The following is a 21,929-nucleotide window of genomic DNA, read 5'->3' on the forward strand; positions in this document are numbered from 1 at the left end:
CGGCCCTTCGCGGGTGGTCAGGAGGCGAGCCAGGACGAGGTGTGGGCGTCGATCTCGGCGGCCAGCCGCGCCTTGCCGGCCGGGTCCATGAACGACGCCTCGACCGCGTTCTTCGCCAGGTCGGCCAGCCCCCGCTCGTCGAGTTCCAGCAGCCGCGCGGCGACCGCGTACTCGTTGTTGAGATCGGTGCCGAACATCGGCGGGTCGTCGGAGTTGACGGTGACGATGACGCCGGCCCGCGTGAACTCCTTGATGGGGTGCTCGTCGAGGGTGGCCACCGCGCGGGTGGCGATGTTGGAGGTGGGGCACACCTCCAGTGGGATGCGCCGTTCGGCCAGGTACTGGAGCAGCTTGGGGTCGCGGGCCGAACTGGTGCCGTGCCCGATGCGCTCGGCGCCCAGTTCGCCCAGCGCGTCCCACACCGTCTCCGGACCGGTGGTCTCGCCGGCGTGCGGCACGGAGTGCAGTCCGGCGGCGATCGCGCGGTCGAAGTACGGCTTGAACTGCGGACGGGGCACCCCGATCTCGGGCCCGCCGAGACCGAAGGAGACCAGGCCCTCCGGGCGCAACCGGTCGTCGGTGGCGAGCCGCACGGTCTCCTCGGCGGACTCCAGCCCGGCCTCGCCGGGGATGTCGAAGCACCAGCGCAGCACGGTCCCGAACTCGCTCTCGGCCGCCTTGCGCGCGTCCTCGATCGCGTCCATGAAGGCACGCTCGTCGATGCCGCGCCGGGTGGAGGAGAACGGGGTGATGGTCAGCTCGGCGTACCGCACCCGCTGCCGGGCCAGTTCGCGCGCCACCTCGTAGGTCAGCAGCCGTACGTCCTCGGGGGTGCGGACGAGGTCGACGACGGACAGGTACACCTCGATGAAGTGGGCGAAGTCCGTGAAGGTGAAGTAGTCGGCCAGGACCTCGGGGTCGGTGGGGACCTTGGAGTCGGGGTGGCGGGCGGCCAGCTCCGAGACGATGCGGGGGGAGGCGGATCCGACGTGGTGCACGTGCAGTTCGGCCTTGGGCAGCCCGGCGATGAAGGCGTGCAGATCGCGTGGGACGTGCGGATCGACGAGACGGTCGGTCAAGGTTCCTCCCCGGAACGGCGCCCACGGGCCGTACGGGCGGCGGGGCGCGGGTGATCGGCTGATCGGTGACTCGAGGTCATCGTAGGCGGTGGGGAGCAGGGGGCGCGGGGCGGCACGGAGCGGTGGAGCCGTAGCATGGCCGGACGATCGAGGGCCAGGGGGGAACTCCAGATGACGGACGCGACACAGCCGAACGGGGACACGGGCGCCGATGACCCCTGGGCACCCCCGAAGGACAGCACCTCACCGGACAAGGACCGCGTGTCCGGCACCGGTCGGCCGCCGCAACCGCCGGCCACGCCGACCGTCGCCGGGGGACCGTCGGCGCCGCAGCCGCCGTCCGTGCACGACCAGCCCACCGTCGCCGGGATGCCGGGCGCCGGCTTCCTCCCGCCGGCCGGCACCACGCCCCCGGCCGGCACCACGCCGTTCGACACCCGGGGTGCCATGCTGCCCCCGCCGCCCGTCGCGCCCACCGGTCCCGGCGCACCCGGCGGCTACGGGTACCCCGGCTACCCGCCGGGCTACGGCTGGCCCGGCATGCCGGTGCAGCGGCAGAACGGCATGGGCACCGCCGCCATGGTGCTCGGCATCCTGGCCTGCTGCCTGTTCTGCGTGTACGGCGTGGTCTCCGTCGTCCTCGGCGTCCTCGCCATCGTCTTCGGCGTCAAGGGCCGTAAGAAGGCCGAGCAGGGCCTGGCCGACAACCACGGACAGGCCCAGGCCGGCCTGATCACCGGCATCATCGGCCTCGTCCTCGGCATCGCCGTGATCGTCCTGATAGCCGTCGGCATCACGGCCGCTTTCAACAGCGAGGAGGACAGCTGGGAGGACGAGGACTACTACGGCGCCCATCGCCCGGCCGCCGCCGCTCCCGCCCTCCGCTGACCGGACCGGTCGCCACGGACCGAAGACGCCGACGGCCCGGGCCCGCGCACGGCGGGACCGGGCCGTCGGCCTTCTCCGGACGGGTCAGAGCGCGAGGCCCGTCAGGACCATCACGCGCTCGTAGGTGTAGTCGTCCATCGCGAACCTCACGCCCTCGCGGCCCACACCGGACTGCTTGGCGCCGCCGTACGGCATCTGGTCGGCGCGGTAGGAGGGCACGTCGCCGATGACCACACCGCCGACCTCCAGGGCCCGGTGGGCGCGGAAGGCGGTCTGCAGGTCGTGCGTGAACACGCCCGCCTGGAGGCCGTACTTGGAGTCGTTGACGGCGGCGAAGGCCGCCGCCTCCCCGTCCACCTTCCGCACGGTCAGCACCGGCCCGAAGACCTCCTCGCAGGAGATCGTCGCCTCGGCCGGTACGTCGGTGAGCACGGTCGGCGCGTAGGAGGCGCCGTCGCGCTTGCCGCCGGTGAGGAGGGTGGCGCCCGCGGCGACGGCCTCGTCGACCCAGGACTCCACGCGCCGCGCGGCGGCCTCGCTGACCAGCGGGCCGACGTCGGTGGCGTCGTCGTTCGGGTCGCCGGTGACCTGCGCCTCGACGGCGGCGACGATGCGCGGCAGCAGACGGTCGTACACGGAGGCGTCGGCGATCACGCGCTGCACGGAGATGCAGGACTGGCCGCCCTGGTAGTTGGAGAAGGTCGCGATCCGCTGCGCGGCCCGGTCCAGGTCCTCGTCGCTCGCGAAGTCGGCGAGGACGACGGCCGCGCCGTTGCCGCCCAGCTCCAGGGTGCAGTGCTTGCGCGGCACCGAGTCCATGATCGCGTAACCGACCGTCTCGGACCCGGTGAAGGAGATCACCGGCAGCCGCTCGTCCTGGACCAGGGCGGGCATACGGTCGTTGGGGACCGGGAGGATGCTCCAGGAACCGGCGGGCAGCCCGGTCTCGGCGAGCAGTTCACCGAGGACCAGACCGGAGAGGGGCGTGGCGGGCGCCGGCTTGAGGATGATGGGCGCCCCCGCGGCGACCGCGGGGGCGATCTTGTGGGCGCACAGGTTCAGCGGGAAGTTGAACGGCGCGATGCCGAGGACGACGCCCTTGGGGAAGCGGCGGGTGAGGGCGAGCCGGCCCTGGCCGCCGGCGTCGGTGTCCAGGCGCTGGGCCTCGCCGCCGTTGAAGCGGCGGGCCTCCTCGGCGGCGAAACGGAACACGGAGACCGCGCGGCCGACTTCGCCGCGGGCCCACTTGACCGGCTTGCCGTTCTCGGCGGAGATCAGGCGGGCGATCTCCTCGGTGCGCTCGGCGAGTCGGCGGCTGACGTGGTCGAGGGCGGCGGCGCGGACGTGTGCGGGGGTGGCGGCGAAGTCCTCGCGGACGGCGTGGGCGGCGGAGACGGCCTCCTCGACCTGGGCGTCGGTGGGGACGCTCACCGTGCCGACGGTGTGGCCGTCCCAGGGGGAGGTGACGTCGAAGGTGGTCTCGCCGGTGGCCTGGCGGCCGGCGAGCCAGAAGGCGGTGGTGGAAGTCATGTGCGGGTTCCGGCCCTTCCGCGGTCGGGGTGTGGGTGCGGTGCTGGGTCCACGGTAGGGCGGGGGACGAGAGGCGGAGTTTGGCCGAGTCGTAGTGGTGGGGGTGTGCGGGTTCTACGGTTTGGCGGGGTGGGGTGCGGGCTTTCGGGTTCTCGTCCCCGACCGAACCTTCCCCTCCCCGGGGACCGCGCTCCCGCACCTCCCTGTCCTCGAACGCCGGACGGGCCGGTGGTGCCGGACGGACGGGCGCTACTCCGACGTCGTCGCCTTCAGGGCGAGCCACAGCTCCATGCGGGTGTCCGGGTCGTCGAGGGAGCGGCCGAGGATCTCCTCCACCCGGCGCATGCGGTAGCGGAGGGTGTGGCGGTGGACGCCGAGGTCGGCTGCCGCCGCGTCCCACTGGCCATGGCGGGAGAGCCAGGCGCGGAGGGAGGCGACGAGGTCGCCGCGGCCCGTCGCGTCGTGTTCGCGCAGGGCGCGCAGCAGTCCGTCGGCGAACGCCCTGACCGCGTCGTCGGCGAGCAGCGGCAGCACCGACCCGGCGGCCAGGTGCTCGTGCTCCACCAGCGCCCTCCCCCGCCGCCGTGCCACCGCAAGGGCCTGCTCGGCCTGTTTGTAGGCGGCGGACGCGGCTATCGGTCCGGCCGGCGCGGACAGTCCGACGACCAGCTCGTCGTCGGCCTTGCGGGCCGTCTCCCGCGCGGCGGCGTGGTCGCAGCAGGCCGCCACGGCGGTGCCGCCGTCGCTGGCCAGTACGACCAGCCGGTTTCCCTCCGGCACGACCAGGACCACCTCCCCGGAGCGGGCGGCGGCGGACTCCACGACCTCGGCGAGGGCTCCGAGGGCGTCGCCGTTCGTCCCGCCCCCGGCAGCCACGATGATCCGGAAGGGCGCGTCGAGCAGGCCGCCGTACAGGTCCCCGGCCACCGCGCGGGCGTGGTCCGGCTCCCCGGCGAGCAGCATCCGCAGGACGGCCGCGCCGATGCGCTGCTCGGCCGCGTGCAGGGAGCGGGAGCGCTCCGTGGTCAGGGTGAGCAGGGCGACCGCGGAGTGGACGGCGTACCGCTCGGCGGTGCCGAGGGCGGCGGCCGTGCCGACGGCGAGCGCCGCGCGGGGGCGCCGGCCGGTGCCGAGGGAGTGCAGTTCGACCCGGTCCTCGTTCTCCGGGCCGGCCACCACCGAGGAGGCGGGCGCGGGCCGTTCCCGCAGCCGGGTCACGTCCGGGGTGAGCCGCGCGGCCCGCCGGCCCGCCCACTCCGGCGCCGCGGCCACGACGGCGCCCGAGGCGTCGTACAGCGCGGCCCACCCGTCGACCTGGGCGGCGAGCGCGGCCAGCACGCCTTCCGGGCCCTCCACCAGGGCCTGCCTGGTCAGTTCCCGCTGGGCCGCGAAGCCCGCGGTCACCGCGCGGTACTGGTCGGCGGCGATGGCGGCGGACACGGCCTTGCTGATCGCGAGGAAGGGGGTGCGGCGCGGTACTTCCAGCAGCGGCAGACCGTCCTCCCGGGCGGCGTCGACGAGAGCGTCGGGGATGTCGTCGTAGTGGACGCCGACACCGAAACCGAGCCCGACGACCCCCGCCCCCACCAGCCGTCTCACATAGCGGCGCATCGCCTCCCGGTCCTCCGCGTCGAGTTTCAGCGCGGTGATCAGCAACAGCTCCCCGCCCTCCATGTACGGCACGGGGTCGGCGAGTTCACTGGCGTGTGCCCACCGGACCGGCGCGTCGAGGCGGTCCTCGCCCGCGCGCACGGTCAGTTTGAGCGCGGAGTGGTGGACGAGCGAGGCGAGCGTCGGGGGCATCGGAGCCTTGAGCCTTCGGGTCTGCGTCGGGTGGGTGGGAACGCGGTGATCTTTTGGCCGCAGCGTATGAACGACCTGTGCCGATTCTGCCTCACTGTACGGTCACCGGCCGCCCGGGCGGCTCACTCCCGCAGGTCCACCAGGAGCGGAGGGGCGTGCTCGCCCTCGACGGTCGTCAGCGAGAGCACCGCGTGCCCCGCGGGCACCGCGTGCGCGAGTTCGGAGGCGGACCACCGCTCCCGCTCGACCTGCCGTACCGTCACCGCCTCCGTCGTGACCGCCTTGCCCGTCACCAGCTTGCGCAACGCGTGCAGGGCACGGGTCATCGGCTGGTCGGCGAAGACGGTGTGCTGGGCGACCTCCGTCGTCTCCACCCACTCGGTGCCCCACGTCTGCGCGAACCTGTTGCCGTCCCAGGTGGTGACCCCGGAGAACGCCATGCGGCAGCCCACGGCTCCGTAGAGCGGGCCGTGCAGCGCCTCGGGGACGTCGGCGACGGTGCGCAGGGCGAGCAGCACGCCCGCGTTCTGCGACCGCAGCCGCTGGATGCGGCGCACCGACCCCGCGGTGACCGTGCCGGTCGCGTCGTCCAGGACCAGGCAGGCGAAGTGGGCGCGCCCGCCCTCCCGCACGACGGCGTGGAACTGGGCGAGGACCAGCCGCGTGATCAGCCGGCCGGCCTCCTCGTGGCCGCGCTCGGGCAGGTCGATCCGCACCCGCAGGGGGTGGTGGGCGATCGCGCGCAGGGAGAACGGCCTGCTCGGGCCGCCCCCGCCGAAGAAGCCCGCGAACACCGGCCGGCTGAGCAGGGCCAGCCGGTCGGCGAGGACCCGTCCCGTGTCGCCCGGCGCACCGGTCTGCCGGGCGCGCGCGTCGAGTTCGCGCCGCATGACCTCGTCCCCGCTCGCGGCGAGCGCCTCCCGCAGCCGCGTCAACGCCCCCTCGTCCCCCTCCAGCAGCCCGCGCAGCTCCGGCAGGGTGGGGAAGCGGCCGTGCACCGTCCGGAACGGGCCGAGCACCTGGGCCAGCGCGGTGGCGGCGCTCTGCGTGCCGGCCGTCTCGAGGTCGCCCGCCAGCGCCTCGGCGAGAACGGCGGCCGCCTCGTCCGGGTCGTCGGACTCGGCGTACGGGTCGAGGTCGTGGACGGAGGCCGGGTCACCGATCCGCACGATCACGTCGAAGGCGTCGTCCGCGCCGAGCGTGCTCCCGGCGGCCGAGACGGCGACCACGGCGCAGCGCCCGGTGAGCGCCTGCAGCGCGAGCGCCTCGGTCACCGGCTCCACGAGGGCGCGGGTCTTGCCGGACCCGGAGGGCCCGACGGCGAGCAGCGAGGTACCGAGCACATCCGGACCCAGGGCCGCCCCGGCGCCGTGGTAGGGCTCCGGGGCGCGGTCGGCCACCGCCCAGGTGCCGATCCGCACCTGCTCGGTGAGCAGGTCGTGGCGGGCGGTCCGGCGCGGCAGGTCGCGGGCGCCGGAGGGATGGGTCCAGGCGGCGCCGGCCTGCCGCAGGACGGTGTCGCGGAAGGCGGCGGGCGTGCCGCTGCGCCGGGCGACGGCGAAGGCGTGCTCGACGCGGGCGCAGTCGACGTCGTTCACACGGTCGCCGGCCACCTCGGCGGTGAGCAGGTCCGCGGCCTCCCGCAGACCCGCGTCGCGCAGGTGCGGCCACTGGGAGCGGGGGCGCTCGGGCACGGAGGAACTGAGGGCGGTGCTCCCCGCGCGGGAGGCGAGGAGTTCCTTCGCGTACGGCAGCCAGGCGCCGAGACGCGCGAACGGCCACACCACGAGCAGCGTGACGGCCGTGTACAGCGTGTTGGTGAAGAAGGACGACGCCATCAGGCCGTAGCCGTCCGTGATCAGCACGGTGAGGGAGAGCAGAGGGTCGACGATCGGCGCCGGCGACCATCCGACGAGCGGGAACGCGTCGGGGAAGACGAAGCCGAGGGCGACCAGGGCGAGGAGGGCCGCCACCAGGGCGCGCGCGGGCTGCGGCCGGCGGGCCACGTAGTGGCGGACGACGGCGCGCCAGCTGCCCAGTACGGCCACCGCCACGGCCAGCACGGCGAAGGAGACGCCTTCGTAGACCACGAGGGCTTCCGCCCCCGGGTACGGCACCGCCTCCCCCGGGAGCTCCTTGGGCGACATGACCGTGCCGGCCCACCACCATTCGTCCGGCGTGAAGGCGCGCAGGGGGGCCATCTGGTACGAGGTGACGCCACGCTGCCAGAGCGACCAGACGAGTGCCGCGAGGGCGAGCGGGATCAGCATGCCGGCGATCGTCACCGGTGCGAGCTTCTCCGGGGTCCGCTTGGGCGGGCGATAGCCGTACCGCCAGATCCCGGGCCGGGCGGCCGGCCTCGCCGTGTCGAGCCAGGCGGCGACGGCGGACGCGGACCGGGGAGCCTGCGCGGGTACGGGTGGCACACCCGGGGCGCTGCTCGGCCGCGGCGGAGCCGCCGGCACGTCCGGTGGTCCGGTCGGGCGCGGTACGGGGTCGGCATGCGTGCCCCGTGCGTCCTGGGTACCGTCGCTGTTCATCGCCCTTGCCCCCTGAGCTGCCGCTCCATCCGCCGTCAGCGAGTCAATCTAACGCCCCGGCAGGACGAGTTCACCGCTTACGTGGCCGGGACCGGCGGGGTGGGCTCCACTTGCTCGCGTTCACGGGTGCCGCTGCGCCCGCCCTCCACCGCTCGAGCGGGGCCCCATCGCCCTGGGGGGCGCCTCCCAGGCCCTTGAGGTGCCGGGGGAGGCACGGCTGCCCGCAGCCGGGTATGTCCATCACGGACAACCCCACCCCCCGGACAGCGCCCACATGGAGCATGCCCAGGCCACGTCAGCCGCCCTAGCCTGCGAGAAAGAACGCACGTGTCCGAAACACCCCCCAGGAGCCCCGCATGACCGCACTTCCGCAGGAGCGCCGTGTCGTCACCGCCATCCCCGGACCGAAGTCGCAGGAGCTGCAGGCCCGACGCACCGCCTCGGTCGCGCAGGGTGTGGGCTCCGTGCTGCCCGTGTTCACCGCTCGCGCGGGCGGCGGCATCATCGAGGACGTCGACGGCAACCGGCTGATCGACTTCGGCTCCGGCATCGCCGTGACCTCCGTCGGCGCCTGTGCCGAGGCCGTCGTCCGCCGCGCCTCCGCCCAGCTCGCCGACTTCACCCACACCTGCTTCATGGTCACGCCGTACGAGGGCTACGTGGCCGTCGCCGAGGCGCTCGCCGAGCTGACCCCGGGCGACCACGCCAAGAAGTCCGCGCTGTTCAACAGCGGCGCCGAGGCGGTCGAGAACGCCGTCAAGATCGCGCGTGCGTACACCGGGCGGCAGGCGGTCGTCGTCTTCGACCACGGCTACCACGGCCGCACCAACCTCACCATGGCGCTGACCGCGAAGAACATGCCGTACAAGCACGGCTTCGGCCCGTTCGCGCCCGAGGTGTACCGCGTCCCGGTCGCCTACGGCTACCGCTGGCCGACCGGTCCGGAGAACGCCGGACCGGAGGCCGCCGCGCAGGCCGTCGACCAGATCTCCAAGCAGGTCGGCGCCGAGAACGTGGCCGCGGTCATCATCGAGCCGGTGCTCGGCGAGGGCGGCTTCATCGAGCCGGCCAAGGGCTTCCTGCCCGCGATCAGCCGGTTCGCGAAGGACAACGGCATCGTCTTCGTCGCCGACGAGATCCAGTCCGGTTTCTGCCGCACCGGCCAGTGGTTCGCCTGTGAGGACGAGGGCATCGTCCCGGACCTGATCACCACCGCCAAGGGCATCGCCGGCGGTCTGCCGCTGGCCGCCGTCACCGGCCGCGCGGAGATCATGGACGCCGCGCACCCGGGCGGCCTGGGCGGCACCTACGGCGGCAACCCGGTCGCCTGCGCGGGCGCGCTCGGCGCCATCGAGACGATGAAGGAGCTGGACCTCAACGCCAGGGCGAAGGAGATCGAGGGCGTCATGAAGGCCCGGCTCACCGCCATGGCCGAGAAGTTCGACGTCATCGGCGACGTCCGCGGCCGGGGCGCGATGATCGCCATCGAGCTGGTGAAGGACCGCGCCACCAAGGAGCCGAACCCCGAGGCGACGGCCGCGCTGGCCAAGGCCTGCCACCAGGAGGGCCTGCTGGTCCTGACCTGTGGTACCTACGGCAACGTGCTGCGCTTCCTGCCCCCGCTGGTCATCGGCGAGGACCTGCTGGGCGAGGGCCTCGACATCATCGAGCAGGCGTTCGCGCGCATCTGAGCCGGCATCGGGGCAGGTGAGCCGCCTGCCCCGAGCTGCCGGGACGACGAGCGGCAGAGGGTGTGAAGAACGTGTGCGGGGTGGATGACAGGGGCCCGTCGGCCCTGTCGCGGGGCCACCCCCTGCCGTAGGTTTCCACCCGGATGAGAGATACACCCCGCCCGCGGGGGACCGCGGGTGGATCCGGGCCGGGGCCTCCCCAGCTTCGACCCGGTCGTGCCTCGCGCACACGAACCGGGGCCCGAGGGCTCCGGGTCTCCTCACGATCGGACGGTCGCCCGCCCCACCCCCCCGGGCGCGCGACGTTCCGGTCCGAACGGTCGTCCGGGCACCTCACACGGCAAGCCGTTCCCCGAAGGGCCGGCGCACTCCCCCCCTTGCGCCGGCCCTTCGGCGTGCGCCGGGCCTCCACCTGCGAAGCTGTGCACCATGCTGTTGCTCGGTCCGCCCGCCCTCCTCTTCGCGCTGATCACCTGGCAGGTCGTCGCCGACGGTCCGCTGGTCGGCCTCGACGAGCGGCTGAGCCGGGTGCTGGTCCATCCGGACCGGGCCTCCGAACTGCTCGCCGACCTCGGCAACGTGCAGGTCGCCGTGCCGGTCCTGCTGGTCGCGCTGGTGTACGTCGCCCGGCGCGGGCGCGCCACGGGCAGGGACCGCTGGTGGCTGCCGCCCGCCGCCGGGGCCCTGGCGATGGTGCTGGTGCCGGCACTGGTCGTGCCCCTGAAGGAGTGGACCGACCGCCCCGGCACCCCGGCCGTGCCCCCGGCGGTCGGCTACTACCCCTCCGGGCACACGACCACCGCCGTCGTGGCGTACGGCGCGGCGACGCTGCTCCTCCTCCCGCTGCTGCGTTCGCCGGCGGTGCGGCGCGCCCTCGTCGCGGCCTGTGCGGCCCTGGTCGCCGGTGCCTCGTTCGGACTGGTGCGCCGGGGCTACCACTGGCCGCTGGACGTGGCGGCCGGTTGGTGCCTCGGCGCGGTGCTGCTGACCGGCCTGTGGCTGCTGGCCGGCCGGGGCGGCGGCCGGAGGTCCGCCGGGGTCCCCGGCCTCCGGTCCGGTGGCAGTACCGGCTGACCGGCCCGGCGGTCCCGGTCCGCCGGCTCAGCTGTCGAAGCCGAGGCCCAGCCGGTCCATCGTCCGCAGCCACAGATTGCGCCGCCCGCCCCGCGCGTCGGCCCTGGCGAGCGACCACTTGGTGAGGGCGATGCCGGTCCAGGCGAACGGCTCGGGCGGGAACGGCAGCGGCTTCCTGCGCACCATCTCCAGCTCCGTGCGCTCGGTCCGTTCCCCCGCCAGCAGGTCCAGCATCACCTCGGCTCCGAAGCGGGTGGCGCCGACGCCGAGCCCCGTGTAGCCCGCCGCGTACGCCACCCTCCCCGCGTGCGCCGTGCCGAAGAACGCCGAGAAGCGGGAGCAGGTGTCGATCGCGCCGCCCCAGGCGTGGGTGAAGCGGACGCCCTCCAGCTGCGGGAAGCAGGTGAAGAAGTGCTCGGCCGGCTTGGCGTAGGTCTCCGGGCGGTCGTCGTGCTCGGCGCGCACCCGGCCGCCGTAGGGGTAGACCGCGTCGTAACCGCCCCACAGGATCCGGTTGTCGGCGGACAGCCGGAAGTAGTGGAACTGGTTGGCGCTGTCCCCGAGGCCCTGCCGGTTCTTCCAGCCGACCGACGCCAGCCGGTCGGCGGTGAGCGGCTCGGTCATCAGGGCGTAGTCGTAGACCGGGACGGTGTAGGGGCGGACCCGTCTGACCAGGTTCGGGAAGACGTTGGTGCCGAGCGCGACCGTACGGGCACGGATCCGCCCGTACGGGGTGCGCACGGTCATGCCGGCGCCGTACGGCTTCAGGGTGAGGGCGGGGGTGTGCTCGTGGACGCGCACGCCGAGGTCGAGGCAGGCCCGCTTCAGCTCCCAGGCCAGCCTGGCCGGATGGAGCATCGCCATGCCCCGGCGGTCGTACAGGCCCGCCCGGAAGGCCGGGGAGTCCACCTGCTCCCGTACGGCCTCGGTGTCCAGGTACTCGACGCCGTCGGCGAGTCCCTCGGCCCGGATCCTGTCGTACCAGCCCTTGAGCTCCCGGGCCTGGTAGGGCTCGGTGGCGACGTCGATCCCGCCGGTGCGCTCGAAGTCGCAGTCGAGGGAGTGGCGGGCGACCGTCTCCTCGATGGCGTCGAGGTTGCGGGCTCCCAGTCGCTGGAGGGTGTGGATCTCGTCCGGCCAGCGGGCCAGTCCGTTGGGCAGGCCGTGGGTGAGGGAGGCGGCGCAGAACCCGCCGTTGCGGCCGGAGGCGGCCCAGCCCACCTCGCGGCCCTCCACCAGCACGACGTCCCGTGCGGGGTCGCGCTCCTTGGCGAGCAGCGCGGTCCACAGTCCGCTGTAGCCGCCGCCGACGACCAGCAGGTCGCAGGTCCCGGCGCCGGTGAGGGCGGGCTCGGGTGCGGGCCGGCCGGGGTCGTCCAGCCAGTAGGAGACCGGTCGGGCCTCGGAAAGGGATTTCGTCCAGCGGCTCATGGCGCTCGGGGCCATGATTTCAACTCCCTACGGGGGACTGCGGCTGTGTCTCTACGCCTTCTGTCGGCTGCGGCGGCTGCCGACGGCCATGGAGACCAGCACCAGGAGGACGGCGACGACGAACATGGCCGTACCGATGACGTTGATCTGCACGGGGGTTCCGCGTTGTGCGGAGCCCCAGACGAACATCGGGAAGGTGACGGTCGAGCCGGCGTTGAAGTTGGTGATGATGAAATCGTCGAAGGAGAGTGCGAAGGCGAGCAGCGCGCCGGCCGCGATTCCGGGGGCGGCGATCGGCAGCGTGACCCGCAGGAACGTCTGGACCGGGCCGGCGTACAGGTCCTGAGCGGCCTGTTCGAGGCGGGGGTCCATCGACATCACGCGCGCCTTCACGGCGACCACGACGAAGCTGAGGCAGAACATGATGTGGGCGATCAGGATCGTCCAGAAGCCCAGCCGGACGCCCATGTTGAGGAACAGGGTGAGCAACGAGGCCGCCATGACCACCTCGGGCATCGCCATCGGCAGGAAGATCAGCGAGTTCACGGCGGAGCGGGCGCGGAAGCGGTAGCGGACCAGTGCGAAGGCGATCATCGTGCCGAGGAGGACGGCGCCGAGCGTCGCCCACAGCGCGATCTGGAGGCTGAGCGACAGCGAGGCGCACAGCCCTGAGACGCCGCAGGGGTCGCTCCACGCCTCCGTGGAGAACTCCTGCCATTCGTAGTTGAAGCGGCCTTTCGGATCGTTGAAGGAGAACACCGTGACGACGACGTTCGGCAGGAGGAGATATGCGAGGGTCAGCAGTCCCGCGATGACGACCAGACGGCGCTTGAGCCAGTCGGCGAAGGCCATTTAAACCAGATCCTCCGTCCCGGACCTGCGGATGTAGAGGGTGACCATGATGAGGATCGCGGCCATCAGGATGAACGAGAGCGCCGCGGCCGTCGGATAGTCGAGGATCCGCAGGAACTGCGACTGGATGACGTTGCCGGCCATGCGGGTGTCGGTGGAACCGAGCAGATCCGAGTTGATGTAGTCGCCGGACGCCGGGATGAAGGTCAGCAGCGTGCCGGAGACCACGCCCGGCATCGACAGCGGGAAGGTGACCTTGCGGAAGGTGGTCGAGGGTCTGGCGTACAGGTCGTTCGCCGCCTCGTGCAGCCGGGGGTCGATCCGCTCCAGCGAGGTGTAGAGCGGCAGGATCATGAACGGCAGGAAGTTGTACGTCAGACCGCAGACCACCGCGAGCGGGGTGGCGAGCACCCGGTCGCCGGCGGTCCAGCCGAGCCAGGCCGTGACGTCCAGGACGTGCAGCGTGTCCAGGGCGCCGACCAGCGGTCCGCCGTCGGCGAGGATCGTCTTCCAGGCGAGGGTGCGGATCAGGAAGCTGGTGAAGAACGGCGCGATCACCAGGACCATGATCAGGTTTCGCCAGCGTCCCGCGCGGAAGGCGATCAGGTACGCCAGCGGGTAGCCGAGCAGCAGGCACAGCACGGTCGCGGAGGCCGCGTAGAGCACCGAGCGGACGAACTGCGGCCAGTACTCGGACAGTGCGTCCCCGTAGGTGGCGAAGTGCCAGGTGACCCGGTAGCCCTCCTCCAGGGAGCCCGTCTGCACGGACGTGGAGGCCTGGTAGATCACCGGCAGCGCGAAGAACACGAACAGCCACAGCAGGCCGGGCAGCAGAAGCAGGTACGGTGTCCGGCGGCCCCGCCTGCGCGGCGGTTCCGGCTCCGGCGGGGCGGGCGCCAGGGGCGGTGCCTCGGTGACCGTCGTCATCGGGCGCCCTCTTCCTCGGCCGTCCCGACGCCCGCGTCGATGTTCTGCGCCGCGTCCAGGCCGAAGGTGTGCGCCGGGTTCCAGTGCAGGACGACCTCGGCGCCGGGCACCAGCCGGGCGTCCCGGTCGATGTTCTGGACGTAGACCTCGAAGTCGGTGCAGACCGGGCTGTCGACGACGAACTGAGTGGAGACGCCGATGAAGCCGGCGCCGGCGATCCGGCCGGTGATCCGGTTGCGGCCCTCGGGTATCTCGCCGGCGTCGTCGGCGTGGGTGAGGGAGATCTTCTCCGGGCGCACCCCGGCCAGTACTTTTCCACCGGTCGTCGTGGGCGCGCTGTTGCGGGCCTCGGGCAGCACGAGCCTGCCGCCGCCCGCCTTCAGCACGAGTTCTCCGCCGGACGCCGACTCCACCTCGGCCTCGATGAAGTTGGAGGTGCCGAGGAAGTCGGCGACGAAGGTGGTGCGCGGGTTCTCGTACAGGTCGGCGGGGGAGCCGAGCTGCTCGACCCGGCCGGCGTTCATCACGGCGATCGTGTCGGCCATGGTCATGGCCTCCTCCTGGTCGTGCGTGACGTGCACGAAGGTGATGCCGACCTCGGTCTGGATGCGCTTGAGCTCCAGCTGCATCTGGCGGCGCAGCTTCAGGTCGAGGGCGCCGAGCGGCTCGTCGAGCAGCAGCACCTTGGGGTGGTTGATCAGCGCGCGGGCCACCGCGACCCGCTGCTGCTGGCCGCCGGAGAGCTGGTGCGGCTTCTTGCGGGCCTGCTCGCCGAGCTGGACCAGCTCCAGCATCTCCTCGACCTGCTTCCGCACGCTCTTGATGCCGCGCCGCCGCAGACCGAAGGCGACGTTCTCGAAGATGTCGAGGTGCGGGAAGAGGGCGTAGGACTGGAAGACCGTGTTCACCGGCCGCTTGTACGGCGGCAGCGCGGTGACGTCCTGGTCGCCGAGGTGGACGGTGCCGCTCGTGGGCTCCTCCAGGCCGGCGATCATCCGCAGGGTGGTGGTCTTGCCGCAGCCGGACGCGCCGAGCAGGGCGAAGAAGGAGCCCTGCGGGACGGTCAGGTCCAAGGGGTGCACGGCGGTGAAGGAGCCGTACGTCTTGCCGATGCCGGTGAGGCGGACGTCCCCGCCGCGGCCGGCCGTGGTGGTGTCGTCGGTCGTCTTCATCTCGTCACGCCCCAGTGAGCTTCGCGAACTTCTCTTCGAACGCCGTCTCTTCCTCGGTGCTCAGGGAGCGGAAGGCACGGGACTTGGCCTGCATGGCCCGGTCGGGGAGGATCAGCGGGTTGTTCGCCGCGTCCTCGTCGATCTTCGCGAGCTCGTCCTTGACTCCCTCGACCGGGCAGACGAAGTTGATGTAGGCGGCGAGCTCCGCGGCCGCCCTCGGCTCGAAGTAGTAGTCGATCAGCCGCTCGGCGTTGGCCTTGTGACGGGCCTTGTTGGGGACCAGCAGGTTGTCGCTGGACATCATGTAGCCGCTGTCGGGGATCAGGAAGTCGACGTCCGGGTTGTCCGCCTTCAGCTGGACGACGTCCCCGGCCCAGGCCACACAGGCGGCGAAGTCGCCCTTGCTGATGTCCGCGGTGTAGTCGTTGCCGGTGAAGCGGCGGATCTGGCCCTTGTCGACCGCCTTCTGGAGACGGGCGAGCGCCGCGTCGTAGTCGTCCGCGGTGAACTTCTCCGGCTCCTTGTCCATGTCGAGCAGGGTCAGGCCCATGGTGTCGCGCATCTCGGTGAGCAGTCCGACCCGGCCCTTGAGCCTCGGGTTGTCCAGCAGGTCGGAGAGGGTCCTCACCTCGACGCCGTCGAGCGCCTTCCTGTTGTAGGCGATGACGGTCGCGATGCCCTGCCAGGGGTAGGAGTAGGCGCGGCCCGGGTCCCAGTCGGGGCTGCGGAACTGGGGCGACAGGTTGGCGAAGGCGTTCGGGAGGTTGGCCGGGTCCAGCTTCTGCACCCAGCCGAGGCGGATCAGGCGGGCGGCCAGCCAGTCGGTGAGGACGATGAGGTCGCGGCCGGTGTCCTGGCCCGCGGCGAGCTGCGGTTTGATCCTGCCGAAGAACTCGGTGTTGTCGTTGATGTCCTCGGTGTACTCGACCTCGATGCCGGTGCGTTCGGTGAACGCGTCCAGCGTGGGGTGCTCGCGCCCCGTCTCGTCGACGTCCATGTACTCGGTCCAGTTGGAGAAGTTGACCGACTTCTCCTCCTTCGAGCGGTCCTCCGCCGGGACACCGCCCCGGGTGTTGCCTGCGGCGGGGATGCCGCAGCCGCTCAGTGCGCCGAGTCCGCCGACCGCGAGCGTGCCGCCCGTGGAGGCGCGCAACAGGGACCGGCGGGACAGGGCCGCCCTGCCGTTGCGGAGGCTGCGCCGCACGGCGGCCACCTGGGCCGGGGAGAGGCGGTCGGGCTCGTACTGCTCCATGCGCGTGGTGCCCTTTCGGGAGGATGGCCGCGGGTCGGGCGGCCTGGCTGTCATCGGTCCCCGAAGACGGTGCGGTGCCAGTCCTTGCGAACCGCCGCGGTGTTGTCGAACATGACGTGCTTGACCTGTGTGTACTCTTCGAACGAGTAGGTGGACATGTCCTTGCCGGAGCCGGAGGCCTTGTAGCCGCCGTGCGGCATCTCGCTGATGATCGGGATGTGGTCGTTGATCCACACGCACCCCGCTCTGATCTCGCGGGTGGCGCGGCCCGTGCGGTACACGTCCCGGCTCCAGGCGGAGGCCGCGAGCCCGTACGGGGTGTCGTTGGCCAGCGCGATGCCCTCGTCGTCGGTGTCGAAGGGCAGGACGACCAGCACCGGCCCGAAGATCTCGGACTGCACGATCTCACTGTCCTGCGGCGCGCCGGCGATGAGCGTGGGGCGATAGTACGCGCCGTCCGCCAGCCCGCCCAGGGGCGCCTCGCCACCGGTCACCACGTGCGCGTAGGCGCGCGCCCGGTCGACGGAGCCGGCCACCCGGTCGCGCTGGGCGTGCGAGACCATCGGGCCCAGGTCGGTGCCGGGGGCGAAGGGGTCGCCGAGCCGGACGGTCTCCATCGGGGTGGCGGTGCGCTCGACGAACGCCTCGTACAGCGGGCGCTGCACGTACGCGCGGGTGGCGGCCGTGCAGTCCTGGCCGGTGTTGATCAGTGCGCCCGCGACCGCGCCGTGGACGGCGGCGTCGAGGTCGGCGTCGTCGAAGACGACGAAGGGGGCCTTGCCGCCGAGTTCCAGGTGGAGGCGTTTGACGGTGGCGGTGGCGATTTCGGCGACCCGCTTGCCGACGGCGGTGGAGCCGGTGAAGGAGGTCATGGCCACGTCGGGATGGCCGACCAGGTGCTCGCCCGCCTCCTTGCCGGTCCCGGTGACGATGTTGACCACACCGTCCGGCAGGCCGGCGTCGGTGGCGGCCTGCGCGAGGAGGAGCGAGGTCAGCGGGGTGAGCTCGGCCGGCTTGAGGACGACGGTGTTGCCCGCGGCGATCGCCGGGAGGATCTTCCAGGCGGCCGTCTGGAGCGGATAGTTCCAGGGCGCTATGGAGCCCACGACGCCGATGGGCTCACGGCGGACGTAGGAGGTGTGGTCGCCGGAGTACTCGCCGGCCGAGTGGCCCGTCAGGTGGCGGGCGGCCCCGGCGAAGAAGGCGATGTTGTCGATCGTGCCCGGTACGTCGAACCCGCGGCTCAGTTTCAGGGGCTTGCCGCACTGCAGTGACTCCGCGCGGGCGAATTCCTCCGCGCGGTCGGCGACCACGGCGGCGAACCGGTGCAGGGCGTCGGACCGCTCGCCGGGAGTGGCGCCGGCCCATGCCGGAAACGCCTCCCGCGCGGCGGTGACGGCCGTGTCGACGTCATCGGGGCCGGCGAGTTCGTAGGTGTACACCCCGGCACCGGTGGCCGGGTCGACGACCGCGTGGGTCCGGCCCGAGGTGCCCTTCGCCGGGCGGCCCGCGACGAACTGCGCGCCGTCCGCGAACCGTTCCTGGGCGGGAAACCGTTCCGGGGTGGTGCTGCCCGGGTCGTGCATGTCGCTCTCCTCCGTGGCCCCGAGAGGGCGGCGTGGCTCCAGCTCGATTTGAGTGCCGATCCTGACAGAGTGATGGGACTCCAACAAGTGATTCCGTTGTTTCCTTTTGGTTACGCGACGGAATCTGTCGACCAGGTGTCGAGCGGCCACAGAAAAGGCAGGGCGGAGTGTCGGTGGTCGCTGCCAGACTCGCGTGCATGGAGAGGAGCACGGGGGCGTTGTACTCGCGGGAGAAGCTGATCGAGGCGCTGCGGGCCGGGACGAGGATCAAGTACCTGCACTTCTGGGGACACCGGCCACTGCCCGGCGGCCGGATCGGGCCGAGTTGTCTGAGCCAGTGGTGGCCCTCGCCGTTCACGGTGGACGGCGTGCAGTACGCGACCGCCGAGCACTGGATGATGGCGGCCAAGGCCCGGCTGTTCGAGGACCCGGAGGGGGAGCGGCGGGTGCTGGCCGCGAGGCATCCCGCGCAGGCGAAGAAGGCCGGGCGGCTGGTACGGGGCTTCGACGAGGAGACTTGGCGGCGGGAGCGGTTCGGCATCGTCGTCGAGGGCAGCGTGCACAAGTTCGCGGCCCACGCGGACCTGCGGGGTTTCCTGCTGGGCACGGGCGAGCGAGGCAAGCCGGGGGCCGCCCCGGCCGAAGGCTGGGGGAGGGTGCTGGCCGAGGCGAGCCCGGTGGACCGGGTGTGGGGCATCGGCCTCGCGGCCGACGACGAGGGGGCGACGGACCCGGAGCGCTGGCGGGGCCCGAATCTGCTGGGATTCGCGCTGATGGAGGCCCGCAGGCGACTGCGCACCGGTTGAACGGAGGCCTGCGCACACGGCGGAGGGCCGGTCCGCACCGGACCGGCCCTCCGCCGTGACGAGCGTTCAGGAGTCGGTGCCGGTGCCTCCCATGGCGTCGGCGACCAGCAGGATGCCCGGCAGCGGCGGGATCACCGCGGCCGCGGTGCCGCAGATGAGCCCGGCGGTCGCCGCGCCCTTGCCGGTGGCCTCATCGCGGTGCGCCTTCCGCAGCGCGCCCCCGGGAAGCGCCCGCCCGACGGGAAGGGGCCCGGCACCGGTTCCCACCGGTGCCGGGCCCCTCGTCGCGCCGGCCGCCTCCGGACCCTCAGCCGGAGAAGCCGACGTGCGCGAGCCGCAGCGGGCCGCGCAGCCGCAGGCGCACGTCGTGCACACCGTCGACGACGGGGAGGGACGCGCGGAGCGTGGTGTAGTCGTACGGACCCGGCGTGGGCGCCTGCGGGGACAGCTCGGCGAGCACCGGTCCGCCGTCGAGGGACAGTTCGACCGTTCCCTCGCCGGAGACCTCGACGGTCGCCTCCGCCGCCCCGCCGCCGAAGTCGCAGCCCCGGAAGAGGAGCTCGCCCTCCTTGCCGGCCGCGGCGGTGACCGAGTCGCCCGCCTCCTTCGTCCGGTCGACGATCTCGATGCCGCTCTGCTCGTCGAAGTCGGCGCCGTCCAGACCGCGTGCGAGGACGGCGCGCGGAGCGGCCGGCTCACCCTCCAGCGTCACGGTGGCCCGTGCGCGCACGTCCTCGCTGGAGGCCCCGGCCAGCAGCTCGTACGCCCCCGGCTCCACCCGCCACCGGCCCACCGCCACGTCCCAGAACGCGAAGGCGGACAGCGGCAGCACGAAGGACAGCTCGACCGACTCCCCGGGCGCCAGCGTCACCCTCCGGTGCGCCAGCAGCTCGCGGCGCGGACGCGGGACCGAGGGGTCCACGGCCCGGGTGTAGAGCTGGGGCACCTCGTCGGCGGTGACGTCGCCGGTGTTGGTGACGGCGAAGGAGACGTGCACCGCCGGCCCGACGACGTCCGCCGTCAGCTCCCCGTAGGAGAAGCCCGCGTACGACAGGCCGTGCCCGAAGGGGAACAGCGGCGTGCCCTCGAAGTAGAGGTAGGTCTGCCGGCCGCCTATCACGTCGTAGTCGAGGAGGTCCGGCAGGTCGGCGTCGTCGGCGTACCAGGTCTGCGGCAGCCGGCCGGCGGGGGAGACGTCGCCGGCGAGCACGCGGGCCAGTGCGGTGCCCGCGGCCTGCCCGCCGTGCGCGGTCCACAGCAGCGCCGGGAGGTCCGCCGCGTCCACCGCGTACGGGTAGGCGGAGGTCAGCACCAGCACCGTGTTCGGGTTGGCGGCGCGGGCCGCGCGCAGCAGCCGCTCCTGCTGGGCGGGCAGCCGCAGCGTCGTACGGTCCTCGGTCTCGCGCCCGTTGATGTGCGGATCGTTGCCGGCGACCACCACGACCACGTCGGCGCCGGCCGCGGCGCGCGCGACCGCGTCCTGCCCGCGCTCGACGACGACCAGCTCGAAGACCTCGGGGTCCTCCTCGGCAACCTTCACGCCGTCGGCGGCGACCTGCACGTGGCGTCCCGTCCCCACATGCCGGAGGAGGTGACCGTCCCCGTGCGGTTCCAGCCGGAACGTCTCCTGCACGACCCAGCCGCCCGGCTGGTCGGCGGAGGCACGCACGTACCCGTCCTCGGCGACGGAGAGGTAGCGGCCGTCGGGCGCCCGCAGGGTGAGCACGCCCTCGCCCCAGTCGGCCAGCGCGAGGGCGGTGCCGTCCGCCCTGGCGGTGAGCGGCGGCAGGTCGGTGCGGCCCGCGAGCAGCGCCGGGTCGAGGGCGCCCTCGGCGCCGCGCGCCGTCTCGGGGGCCTCGGGGGCCGGCGGGACGTGCAGGAACGTACCGGAGGAGGTCTTCAGCAGCACCCGGTCCACGCCCTCGGCGAACTCCACGCGCTCGGCGCCGAAGCGCTCGTGGAGGCCCTCCAGTGGGGTGACGCGGTGGATGAGGCTGCCGCTGTACCAGTCGAGCTTGCACTCGTCGGCGAGCAGTCCGACGACCGCGACCCGGGTGTCCGGGGCGAGCGGCAGCGTGCCGTCGTTCTTCAGCAGGACGATCGCCTGCTCGGCGGCCTCCTGGGCGAGCGCCCGGTGCTCCGGGGTGTCGAAGGGCTGTTCCCCGGCGTACGGGTCCGCGCCCGGGTCGAACTCGCCGAGCCGGAACCGCACCGAGAGCTGACGGCGTACGGCCGTGTCGATGTCGGCCTCCGCGAGCAGCCCCCGCTCCAGCGCTCCCCTGATACGTCCGATGATCGTCGAGCTGTCGGTGCCGTGGTCGGTGAAGCTGTCGACCCCGGCCCGCAGGGCCGCCGCGGTGGCCTCCTCGTGGGTGTCGAAGTAGTGCTCGGAGTCGACCAGGTTGGACGGCGCCCCGGCGTCCGAGCAGACCAGCAGGTCCTCTTCGGTCCAGGCGCGCAGGTGCTCGCGCAGATACGGCGACACGTGGTTCGGACGGCCGTTGACCAGGTTGTACGCCGGCATCACGCCGGCCACCGTGCCGGCCTCGACTGCCTCGCGGAAGGCACGCAGGTCGTACTCGTGGAGCACGCGCGGGCGGACGGAGCTGGAGGTGGTGTCGCGCTCCGTCTCGTTGTTGTGCGCCAGCCAGTGCTTGAGGACGGGGGCCGTGCGCCAGTACACCGGGTGGTCGCCGCGCAGGCCGTGGGTGTAGGCGGTGGCGATCGCCGAGGTGAGCTTCGGGTCCTCCGAGTAGCCCTCCTCGTTGCGGCCCCACAGGGGGTGGCGCAGCAGGTTGACGGTCGGCGCCCAGACGTTGAGGCCGACGCGCTCGTCGCGGGTGCGCATCGCACGGGTCTCGCGGGACACCGCCTCGCCCACCCGGCGCACCAGCTCCTGGTTCCAGGTGGCGCCCAGGCCGACGGCCTGCGGGAACACCGTCGCCGGACCCATCCAGGCGACGCCGTGCAGGGCCTCCTGACCGGTGCGGAAGGCGGCGACGTCCAGACGCTCGACGGCCGGCGCGAACTGGTGCAGAAATCCGATCTTCTCGTCGAGGGTGAGCCGCGACAGGAGGTCGTCGATGCGCTTCGCGAACGGCAGGGCCGTATCGCGGAAAGGCGGCGTAGGCGGCGTTTGTGCGGTCACGTGGAGTTCCCCTCGGGATGGAGCGACGAGGCGCTTTCGAAGCGCTTCGATGCTCATTCGGGGCGGGGGTGGGTGTCAAGGGATCCGGGGCACCGGATCGAACGCCTCGTGGGTGACCCATGAACATGATGCCTGCATCGCGATCGTGCA

16 protein-coding genes are annotated in these 21,929 nt (G+C 72.7%); 4 read left to right on the forward strand and 12 right to left on the reverse strand.

The genetic code is table 11. The features are described from left to right. Nucleotides 1-17: 17 nt before the first annotated feature. Nucleotides 18-1,079 (reverse strand): adenosine deaminase, encoded by a 1,062-nt coding sequence (locus tag KYY02_RS23115; protein WP_371240853.1) that lies wholly within the window; start codon nucleotides 1,077-1,079, stop codon nucleotides 18-20. Nucleotides 1,080-1,250: 171 nt separating this feature from the next. On the opposite strand from KYY02_RS23115, the gene KYY02_RS23120 reads away from it, so the two are divergent. Further along, a complete protein-coding gene (locus KYY02_RS23120) occupies nucleotides 1,251-1,967 on the forward strand; it encodes a DUF4190 domain-containing protein (RefSeq protein WP_371240855.1) in 717 nt (238 codons plus the stop codon). Between the two features lie 84 nt (nucleotides 1,968-2,051). Here KYY02_RS23120 and KYY02_RS23125 read toward each other — a convergent pair whose 3' ends face one another. From KYY02_RS23125 to KYY02_RS23135, 3 genes are all read right to left on the reverse strand, one after another. Beyond that, the gene (locus tag KYY02_RS23125; RefSeq protein ID WP_371240857.1) at nucleotides 2,052-3,497 is read right to left on the reverse strand and encodes an aldehyde dehydrogenase family protein; all 1,446 of its coding nucleotides are present in this window, start codon (nucleotides 3,495-3,497) and stop codon (nucleotides 2,052-2,054) included. Between the two features lie 249 nt (nucleotides 3,498-3,746). After that, on the reverse strand, nucleotides 3,747-5,300 hold the full coding sequence (locus KYY02_RS23130; RefSeq protein ID WP_371240859.1) for a PucR family transcriptional regulator: 1,554 nt from the start codon (nucleotides 5,298-5,300) through the stop codon (nucleotides 3,747-3,749). A gap of 122 nt (nucleotides 5,301-5,422) precedes the next feature. Then, the gene (locus tag KYY02_RS23135; RefSeq protein WP_371240861.1) at nucleotides 5,423-7,840 is read right to left on the reverse strand and encodes an ATP/GTP-binding protein; all 2,418 of its coding nucleotides are present in this window, start codon (nucleotides 7,838-7,840) and stop codon (nucleotides 5,423-5,425) included. Nucleotides 7,841-8,196: 356 nt separating this feature from the next. Here KYY02_RS23135 and gabT point away from each other — a divergent pair, with 356 nt between their 5' ends. Together gabT and KYY02_RS23145 are read left to right on the forward strand one after the other, a co-directional pair. Then, nucleotides 8,197-9,531 (forward strand): 4-aminobutyrate--2-oxoglutarate transaminase, encoded by a 1,335-nt coding sequence (gene gabT / locus KYY02_RS23140; RefSeq protein WP_371240864.1) that lies wholly within the window; start codon nucleotides 8,197-8,199, stop codon nucleotides 9,529-9,531. Between the two features lie 429 nt (nucleotides 9,532-9,960). Beyond that, on the forward strand, nucleotides 9,961-10,605 hold the full coding sequence (locus KYY02_RS23145) for a phosphatase PAP2 family protein (protein WP_371240866.1): 645 nt from the start codon (nucleotides 9,961-9,963) through the stop codon (nucleotides 10,603-10,605). A gap of 27 nt (nucleotides 10,606-10,632) precedes the next feature. On the opposite strand, the gene KYY02_RS23150 is transcribed toward KYY02_RS23145, so the two are convergent. From KYY02_RS23150 to KYY02_RS23175, 6 genes are read right to left on the reverse strand one after another with little or no spacing between them, the layout of a single operon-like run. Then, on the reverse strand, nucleotides 10,633-12,051 hold the full coding sequence (locus KYY02_RS23150; RefSeq protein ID WP_371240868.1) for an NAD(P)/FAD-dependent oxidoreductase: 1,419 nt from the start codon (nucleotides 12,049-12,051) through the stop codon (nucleotides 10,633-10,635). Between the two features lie 36 nt (nucleotides 12,052-12,087). Next, nucleotides 12,088-12,888: an ABC transporter permease gene (locus KYY02_RS23155; RefSeq protein WP_371240870.1), complete on the reverse strand. Its 801-nt coding sequence runs from the start codon at nucleotides 12,886-12,888 to the stop codon at nucleotides 12,088-12,090. Beyond that, on the reverse strand, nucleotides 12,889-13,815 hold the full coding sequence (locus KYY02_RS23160) for an ABC transporter permease (protein WP_371240873.1): 927 nt from the start codon (nucleotides 13,813-13,815) through the stop codon (nucleotides 12,889-12,891). Continuing rightward, the gene (locus KYY02_RS23165; protein ID WP_371240875.1) at nucleotides 13,812-14,987 is read right to left on the reverse strand and encodes an ABC transporter ATP-binding protein; all 1,176 of its coding nucleotides are present in this window, start codon (nucleotides 14,985-14,987) and stop codon (nucleotides 13,812-13,814) included. Before KYY02_RS23165 ends, KYY02_RS23160 begins: the two co-directional genes overlap by 4 nt. 4 nt (nucleotides 14,988-14,991) lie before the next feature. Continuing rightward, nucleotides 14,992-16,239, reverse strand: a complete 1,248-nt coding sequence (locus KYY02_RS23170) for an ABC transporter substrate-binding protein (protein WP_371240877.1) — start codon at nucleotides 16,237-16,239, stop codon at nucleotides 14,992-14,994. A 50-nt stretch (nucleotides 16,240-16,289) separates the two neighbouring features. After that, a complete protein-coding gene (locus tag KYY02_RS23175) occupies nucleotides 16,290-17,825 on the reverse strand; it encodes a gamma-aminobutyraldehyde dehydrogenase (protein WP_371240880.1) in 1,536 nt (511 codons plus the stop codon). A 197-nt stretch (nucleotides 17,826-18,022) separates the two neighbouring features. Here KYY02_RS23175 and ybiA point away from each other — a divergent pair, with 197 nt between their 5' ends. Then, nucleotides 18,023-18,631 carry a riboflavin biosynthesis intermediates N-glycosidase gene (ybiA, locus tag KYY02_RS23180; protein ID WP_371240883.1) on the forward strand — a complete coding sequence of 203 codons (609 nt, stop codon included), beginning with the start codon at nucleotides 18,023-18,025 and terminating at the stop codon, nucleotides 18,629-18,631. A gap of 66 nt (nucleotides 18,632-18,697) precedes the next feature. On the opposite strand, the gene KYY02_RS23185 is transcribed toward ybiA, so the two are convergent. Together KYY02_RS23185 and KYY02_RS23190 are read right to left on the reverse strand one after the other, a co-directional pair. Further along, nucleotides 18,698-18,898 (reverse strand): hypothetical protein, encoded by a 201-nt coding sequence (locus KYY02_RS23185; protein WP_371240885.1) that lies wholly within the window; start codon nucleotides 18,896-18,898, stop codon nucleotides 18,698-18,700. Between the two features lie 40 nt (nucleotides 18,899-18,938). Next, complete coding sequence (locus tag KYY02_RS23190) at nucleotides 18,939-21,779, reverse strand: glycoside hydrolase family 3 C-terminal domain-containing protein (RefSeq protein WP_371240887.1); 2,841 nt, start codon at nucleotides 21,777-21,779, stop codon at nucleotides 18,939-18,941. Between the last annotated feature and the right edge of the window lie 150 nt (nucleotides 21,780-21,929).

The organism is Streptomyces pimonensis (genome assembly GCF_041380215.1).
GTDB lineage: Bacteria > Actinomycetota > Actinomycetes > Streptomycetales > Streptomycetaceae > Streptomyces > Streptomyces pimonensis.

Excerpts from the sequence above, each read along its gene's own strand:
- KYY02_RS23130 (WP_371240859.1), bottom strand. The coding sequence starts at position 5,300 with ATGCCCCCGACGCTCGCCTCGCTCGTCCACCACTCCGCGCTCAAACTG.
- KYY02_RS23135 (WP_371240861.1), bottom strand. The coding sequence starts at position 7,840 with ATGAACAGCGACGGTACCCAGGACGCACGGGGCACGCATGCCGACCCC.
- KYY02_RS23155 (WP_371240870.1), bottom strand. The coding sequence starts at position 12,888 with ATGGCCTTCGCCGACTGGCTCAAGCGCCGTCTGGTCGTCATCGCGGGA.
- KYY02_RS23170 (WP_371240877.1), bottom strand. The coding sequence starts at position 16,239 with ATGGAGCAGTACGAGCCCGACCGCCTCTCCCCGGCCCAGGTGGCCGCC.
- KYY02_RS23125 (WP_371240857.1), bottom strand. The coding sequence starts at position 3,497 with ATGACTTCCACCACCGCCTTCTGGCTCGCCGGCCGCCAGGCCACCGGC.
- KYY02_RS23145 (WP_371240866.1), top strand. The coding sequence starts at position 9,961 with ATGCTGTTGCTCGGTCCGCCCGCCCTCCTCTTCGCGCTGATCACCTGG.
- KYY02_RS23175 (WP_371240880.1), bottom strand. The coding sequence starts at position 17,825 with ATGCACGACCCGGGCAGCACCACCCCGGAACGGTTTCCCGCCCAGGAA.
- ybiA (WP_371240883.1), top strand. The coding sequence starts at position 18,023 with ATGGAGAGGAGCACGGGGGCGTTGTACTCGCGGGAGAAGCTGATCGAG.
- KYY02_RS23150 (WP_371240868.1), bottom strand. The coding sequence starts at position 12,051 with ATGGCCCCGAGCGCCATGAGCCGCTGGACGAAATCCCTTTCCGAGGCC.
- KYY02_RS23165 (WP_371240875.1), bottom strand. The coding sequence starts at position 14,987 with ATGAAGACGACCGACGACACCACCACGGCCGGCCGCGGCGGGGACGTC.
- KYY02_RS23160 (WP_371240873.1), bottom strand. The coding sequence starts at position 13,815 with ATGACGACGGTCACCGAGGCACCGCCCCTGGCGCCCGCCCCGCCGGAG.
- KYY02_RS23120 (WP_371240855.1), top strand. The coding sequence starts at position 1,251 with ATGACGGACGCGACACAGCCGAACGGGGACACGGGCGCCGATGACCCC.
- gabT (WP_371240864.1), top strand. The coding sequence starts at position 8,197 with ATGACCGCACTTCCGCAGGAGCGCCGTGTCGTCACCGCCATCCCCGGA.